Origin of the sequence: Clostridium celatum DSM 1785, from assembly GCF_000320405.1 — a bacterium.
GTDB lineage: Bacteria > Bacillota > Clostridia > Clostridiales > Clostridiaceae > Clostridium > Clostridium celatum.
In genome coordinates, this window is record NZ_KB291706.1 from 21,927 (window position 1) to 28,744 (window position 6,818).

The following is a 6,818-nucleotide window of genomic DNA, read 5'->3' on the forward strand; positions in this document are numbered from 1 at the left end:
TAAATAAAAGGACAAAATTAAAATGGTGAGATTAATGAAAATAAAATTAAAGTTTAAAAATGTCATAATGTTAACTGCTATAATTATTACATTTATTCCACTAATGCTATCATACTACATTTTTGTATCTTCTAAATTATTAGATATAAATGCAAATATAAGAAATGATTTGCAAGAAATGGGATACTGTATATCAAAAAGTGAACTTGTTGCTGAAAAACTTTATAATAGAAAAAATGATATGGCTATACAAGAATATACTAAAGGATTTATAGAAAACTTTAATAATGTTGATATTATTGTAATAGCAGATATGACAGGAGAAAAATACTCACATTTAGATGAAAATCAAATTGGGCAAATATATGTTGGGGAAGATAAAAAAGAAGTTTTGAGAAATGGAAGTAGCTATTATTCACTAATGAAAGGCTCTATGGGGACTACTTTAAGATGGTTTCAACCTATATTTTATAATGAAAAACAAGTTGGTTTTGTTATGGTTGGAAAATATAATGAAGATATAGTGGTAATTAACTCAAGAACTAAGTTAAATTATTTTATGTTATTTATAGCGTCTTTAGCTATTTCTATAATTGCATCTAGGGTATTTGCAAATAAAGTTAAAAAATCAATATTAAATATGGAACCAGTTGAAATTGCAACTTTATATAGAGAAAAAAACATTATATTAGACAGTGTAAAAGATGGAATTATATCATTAAATAAGTATAATAAAGTAATTGAAATAAATAAAATTTGTTATGAGATGTTTGAAGATTTTAAAGTTGAAGATATAACAGAAAAACTTAACTTTTATATAGATAATAGGCAAGATGTTGAAATGAAGGAATTTATAATTCAAGGTAAAAGAATATTTGTTACAATTAAGCATATCATATTAGAAAATAATTGCCCAAGAGTAATTATAACTTTAACTGAACGAGGACCTATTAATAAAATTGCAAAAGAAATAACAGGTGTGGATGAAGTTATTAAAAATTTAAGAGCTAATGTTCATGAATTTAAAAATAGCCTTTATGTTATTTTGGGGCTTATTGAAATAAAGGCTTATGAAGATGCAAAAAAATATATATTAAAGGTACAAAAAATGCAGGAAAATTCAAGCAATAAATTTGCTAAGATAGAAGATAATTATGTAAGGGGATTATTAATTAGTAGAGATTTAGTTGCAAAGGAAAGAAAAGTTGAGTTTTTCTTAACAGAAGAATCATTTTTATATAAAAATCATGGAGTAATCGATTCGAATGATATAGTAACTATACTTGGAAATTTAATTGAAAATGCTTTCGAGGCTTGTGCATTATTAGATAAAATACATAAAAAAGTTGAAGTTACTTTATATGAAAATGAAAGTATAGTTGAAATACAAGTAAGGGATAATGGAATACCTATTAATGAATATATAAAGAAAAGAATATTTGAGCAAGGGGTTTCCTCAAAGGGTGAAGGAAGGGGAACAGGATTGTATTTAGTTAAAAATAGAGTTGAGCTTTATGATGGAGAAATAAATATAGAAGATTTTGACGATGAAAAAATATTTGTAGTAACAATTTTAAAGGGGGAAAAGCAATGATTAATGTATTGATAGTTGAAGATGATCCAATGGTAGCATTTATAAACAAGAGATATCTAGAACAGATTGGAGGAATTAATGTTTTCGGACCAGTTATGTATGAAAAGGATATTATTAATATTTTAGAGAGTGAAAAAATAGATTTAATATTATTAGATGTATTTTTACCACAAAAAAGTGGAATAGATATATTAAAATCTCTAAGAAATAAAAGCTTTTTTACTGATATTATAATGATTACAGCAGCAAATAGTAGTTTAGAAGTTAAAAAAGCTTTTGCATATGGAGTGGTAGATTATTTAGTTAAACCTTTTGAGTTTAAAAGATTAAAGGAAGCTGTAGATAAGTTTAAATTAAAAAATAATATGATGCAAAAAGACAATCTACTAACACAAAAAGAAATAGATAAATTATTAATAAATGATAACTTAGATGGAGAAACTACTTTACCAAAGGGATTGAATAAAAAAACATTAGATAAAATTTTAAGCTTTTTAAATGATAATTCTAATAAGGTATGGACTTTAAGAGAGATTGCATATGAGATAAAAATAAGTAATGTAACTGTTAAAAAGTATATGGATTATCTAGAAAAGATAGATAAGATAAAATCAGAAATGACATTTGGAAATGTAGGAAGACCAGAACATAAATACACAATAAATAAGTAAAATTTTTATAATATAGAAAAATATGGTATAATAAATGTAAATTTATATTGGGGAGGGATATTATGTTATATGATAAGTATAAGTATATTGGATTTTTAGGATTAATATCTTTAATTGGACTTAAGGGATTTACAACGCATAATTATCTGTGGTTTATTTTTTTTATTAACTATTTATGGTTTACATTTTTTTATGAAAATAGCATAGTCTATAAATTAAAATTAATAAAAAAGTAAATTGTTTATATTGGTAATTAAAGATAGGGTGAAATAATTATCACTAAAACATTATAGTAATTAATTACATATAATAACTAGTAATTAATTTATAAGGTTTAAGGATATAAGATGAATAATACTAAATGGTATTTAATTAAATTAAGAGGTGATGCTAATAAACTTTCTTTTACAAGTGTGGAAGCATGTGAAATAGCAAAAAAGATAGGTATTGATTTCACAAAGGAAAAGTTTGATTTAAAGCAATTCACTAAAGGAATTAATGTAGAACTTGAACATGGAACTAAATTTAAGAATGCGAATGTTACCAATAATGACCCAATTTTAACTGGAAAAATTGCATATGCACATCTTTTAGAATTTCCAGATTATTATACTAGATTAGAGCAGCTAGAAAAAGAAGCAAATGCATATTGGTCAAAAACTAAATAAACTATAAAATAAAAAGATTTTCACAAACTAAATTAATTAGTGGAAATCTTTTTTATAGTTATGTGATAAAGTTACATAGCGAATTTTGTAATAGAAACAATAATCTTTAAAATGAATATAATTTATTAAAAGAATTTTTTTAATAAAATAATTAGGAGATTTAAAGATGAAAATAATTAATGAATCAGAATTTATAAATGAAGTTAAAGAAGGATTAGTTTTAATAGATTTTTATGCTGAATGGTGTGGTCCTTGTAGGATGTTATCTCCACTTTTAGAGCAAATAAATAATGAAGATGATGAAATTAAGGTTGTTAAGGTTAATATTGACAACTCTATAAGATTAGCAAATTATTATCAAATTCAATCAATACCTACTTTAGTATTATTAAAAGATGGTCAATTTATAAATAAAATGATTGGATTTAATCCTAAAAAGAAAATTGAAGAGTTAATATCTAAGGGAAAAGAATAATAAAGAGAGACTTTATGCAAGAAGCGTAAGGTCTTTTTTAAAAACCAAAATTATACTTTTAATACTTAAAAAGTAAATATATTTACTAAAATAACAAGATACTTATATAAATAAACAATTTATTAGAACTAATTTTACATAAAATGTATTAAAATAAAGAAGTAAGGGTGAAAAGGTATACAATAGGATTAGAGTATGAGTGGAGGTATTATTATGATAAAAAGAAATGCAATGAATAAAAATATTGCTCTTATTATTGCAGCTGCAGTTACTGTAGGGCAAATACCAGTTTCAGCATTAGCAGATAATTATAATGCTGTTGCTATTGAACAAAACATAGAAATGTATGCATCTCAAACAGAGTACATTCAAGAGTATGATAACTATTCAAGTACATCTTGGACAAGTTTAGTTGGTGGTGGGACTTATGTTAAAGAAATGGATAACGCAGTTCCAGATACAGAAGGTAAAAAAGGATATTTAGAAATAAATAGAACTGAAGGAAATAATTTTGTTTTCTTAGAAAATCAAAGTCCAAGCTATCAAAATTTTGAAGCAGAAGTTAGATTTCAACTTAATCCATCAGAAACAGATACAGCTACAGGAAGATTTGGACTTGTATTTAGAGGCCAGGATGCAAATACTTTTGGATTTGTAGGATATAATAATGATGGAAAATGGTTAATTGAAAGTCCAACAGCATGGAAGGATGATATTAATGGTCCAACTATTGAAGCTGGTCAATGGACAACAATGAAGGTTAAGGTTGTAAGAAATCACTTAACTTTAACTGTAAATGGTGAAGAGATATTTAGCGATAATGTTTCTTTAGGCAATTTCCCAACTGAAGCAGGGAAGTTTGGATATAGAACATGGTTTGATAACAAAACTGTATTAGTTGATTATTTAAATATAAATGAGGTAATTGCGCCAACAGAAATATCATCCGTAGAAGAATTAAATATGTCTACAATTATAAATGTTGAGCCAGAATTACCATATAGAGTTAATGTAACTTATCCAGATGGAACAACTGGACAAGAAATTGTTATTTGGGATTATGTTGATCCAGCACAATATGCAGAAGAAGGAACTTTTGTTGTTGAAGGTATTATAAAAGGTGCAGCAGAATCAGCACCAAAGGCTAAAGCTAACATAACAGTTAGAAATAAGGTAGCTTACTCAACAGACTTTGAAACTGCAGAAACTAGTGGGGATTGGAAATCATTAAGTCCAACTGTTTTAGATAGTGTAGTTGAAAATGGGGTTGTTAATGTTCTTATGAATGGAAAAGCGGTAGGCGCTGATATGGCTTCTCCAGATGTTAAGAATTTTATATATGAAACTGATTTCTCAATGAGTAATGATAATGGAAGAATAGGTTTAGGATTTAGAATTAAAGATGAAAATAACTGGGGAGCTATTTGTTATGATGCTGGAAATTGGGTATGGAAAGCAAGTACAAATGGTTCAGATGATTGGGGTTCATTCCCATCTTCATTTAAATTAGAAGCTGGTGAAACTTATAGAATGAAGCTTGAAGTTGAAGAGGGAAGAGCAACTTTATCTATTAATGGTCAGACATTAGGAAGTGTAACTTCAGATAAGTTCCCAACCACAGCAGGTAAGATTGGTTTAGTTGGATGGCATGGAAGCAAGACTATTACGTTAGATAATGTTAGTGTTACAGAAATAACTCCAGAAACTGAAGCTGATTTACCAGAAGTAAATGCACAAACTATTGAATCAGATGTTATGTCAGTTAAGCTTGATAATACCTTCCCAAGAGTAATTGAATACAATTGGAAGGATGATGGTTCAACTTTAGCTGGACAAAATAAGAGATCTAACAAGATTAATTTAAATGGTAAAAACTATACTCCGGTAGTTGAGTGTGTTGTAGAAGGAAATAAAGCTACGTACACTATGTCAATTGAAGAAATTGGTGTTACTTTAACGACTGTTATGAGTGTTGAAGATAATAAAATTAGAATGGAAGTTACTAATATTGAAGAAACTGGTGATTTCTTAGTTAAAAAGGTATCTTTACCTAACCAAAGTTTTGCAACAGTAAGAAGTGATAATGGTGGTGCTATTGCAGCTGTGTTATCAACTGGAGCATGGCATCAAATTACAGATGAAATAAGTACTGTTGATGCATTAGATCCATCAGAAAAAGCTAAGACTTATGCATTTGTAAATGATAATGATTTTGCAATAACTATGAATAATAATGTTGTTGAATATTCAAGTAGAATTCTTCTTAATACTGTTAATAAGAATGGATACAAGGAAACAGGAATTGGAACTGGTGCTTGGACTTATAGAGAAGAAGTTGAAAATGGAGTAGAATACTATAGCTACGAAGATAATTTATGGGCAGAAGCTTATATAACTAAAGACCAAAATGGTGATGATATTGTAGATTGGCAAGATGCTGCTATAGAATACAGAAATAGAGTTGAAGCACCACAAGGTGGAGAATATATTAAAGATAGCTTATCTTATATAGCATTCAACATTGGATACACTCAAAGTCCATTCTTAAGAACTTTAGATACTGTTAAGAAAATATCTAACTATACAGATGGATTTGGACAAATGGTTCTTGAAAAAGGATATCAAGCTGAAGGACATGATGACTCAATTCCAGACTACGGTGGACATATTGGTATAAGACAAGGTGGAGTTGAAGATTTCAACACATTAATTGAAGAAGGAGCTAAGTATAACGCTAGATTTGGGGTTCATATAAACGCTACTGAATATCAAAAGGATGCATTCCAATATCCAGATAACGGATCGGTAAACGAAAATTCTGCTGGATGGAACTGGTTAGATCAAGCTTACTATGTTGATCAAAGGGCTGATATAACTTCAGGAGAATTATTCAGAAGATTAGATATGTTAAAAGAAGATTTGCCTGATTTAGGTTGGGTATATGTTGACGTTTATACAGGAAACGGATGGAATGCTCACCAACTTGGAGAAAAAATCAATGATTTAGGATATCAAGTTGCAACAGAATTCCACAGTCCACTTGAAGAACACGTAACATGGACTCACTGGGGAGCTGACCCTGCTTATCCAAATGAAGGTGGAACAAGTGAAATATTAAGATTTGTAAGAAACTCTACAAAGGATGGATTCTTATCTAATCCATTATTAAAGGGTAACAAGCATTTATTATCAAATGGTTGGGGTAATAACCATGCTATAGAAGGTGAAAAGGGTATGGATACATTCTATAACCAAGTATTACCTACTAAGTATATGCAACACTTTGATATTATGAAAATGACTGATGATGAAGTATTATTCCATGAAGATTTAAGAGCTGTAAGAGAAGGTGCAGACATTAATTACTATAAAGATGGTAAATTGGTTGCAACTACTCCAGAAAGTACAAT

The 6,818-nt window shown here is 28.2% G+C and carries 5 protein-coding genes; all 5 read left to right on the forward strand.

Annotated elements, in window-relative coordinates:
* Positions 1-34 precede the first annotated feature (34 nt).
* Entirely contained in the window at positions 35-1,594 is a 1,560-nt protein-coding gene (locus tag HMPREF0216_RS14670; RefSeq protein ID WP_207733691.1) for an ATP-binding protein, read from the forward strand.
* Complete coding sequence (locus tag HMPREF0216_RS14675) at positions 1,591-2,265, forward strand: response regulator (protein WP_005215866.1); 675 nt, start codon at positions 1,591-1,593, stop codon at positions 2,263-2,265. Before HMPREF0216_RS14670 ends, HMPREF0216_RS14675 begins: the two co-directional genes overlap by 4 nt.
* 347 nt (positions 2,266-2,612) lie before the next feature.
* Positions 2,613-2,933, forward strand: coding sequence for a DUF5661 family protein (locus HMPREF0216_RS14680; RefSeq protein ID WP_005215868.1), 321 nt, complete (start codon positions 2,613-2,615; stop codon positions 2,931-2,933).
* 166 nt (positions 2,934-3,099) lie between these two features.
* Complete coding sequence (gene trxA / locus HMPREF0216_RS14685) at positions 3,100-3,408, forward strand: thioredoxin (RefSeq protein WP_005215869.1); 309 nt, start codon at positions 3,100-3,102, stop codon at positions 3,406-3,408.
* A 213-nt stretch (positions 3,409-3,621) separates the two neighbouring features.
* A partial coding sequence (locus HMPREF0216_RS14690) for an endo-alpha-N-acetylgalactosaminidase family protein (RefSeq protein ID WP_187116568.1) occupies positions 3,622-6,818 on the forward strand: 3,197 nt, incomplete at its 3' end.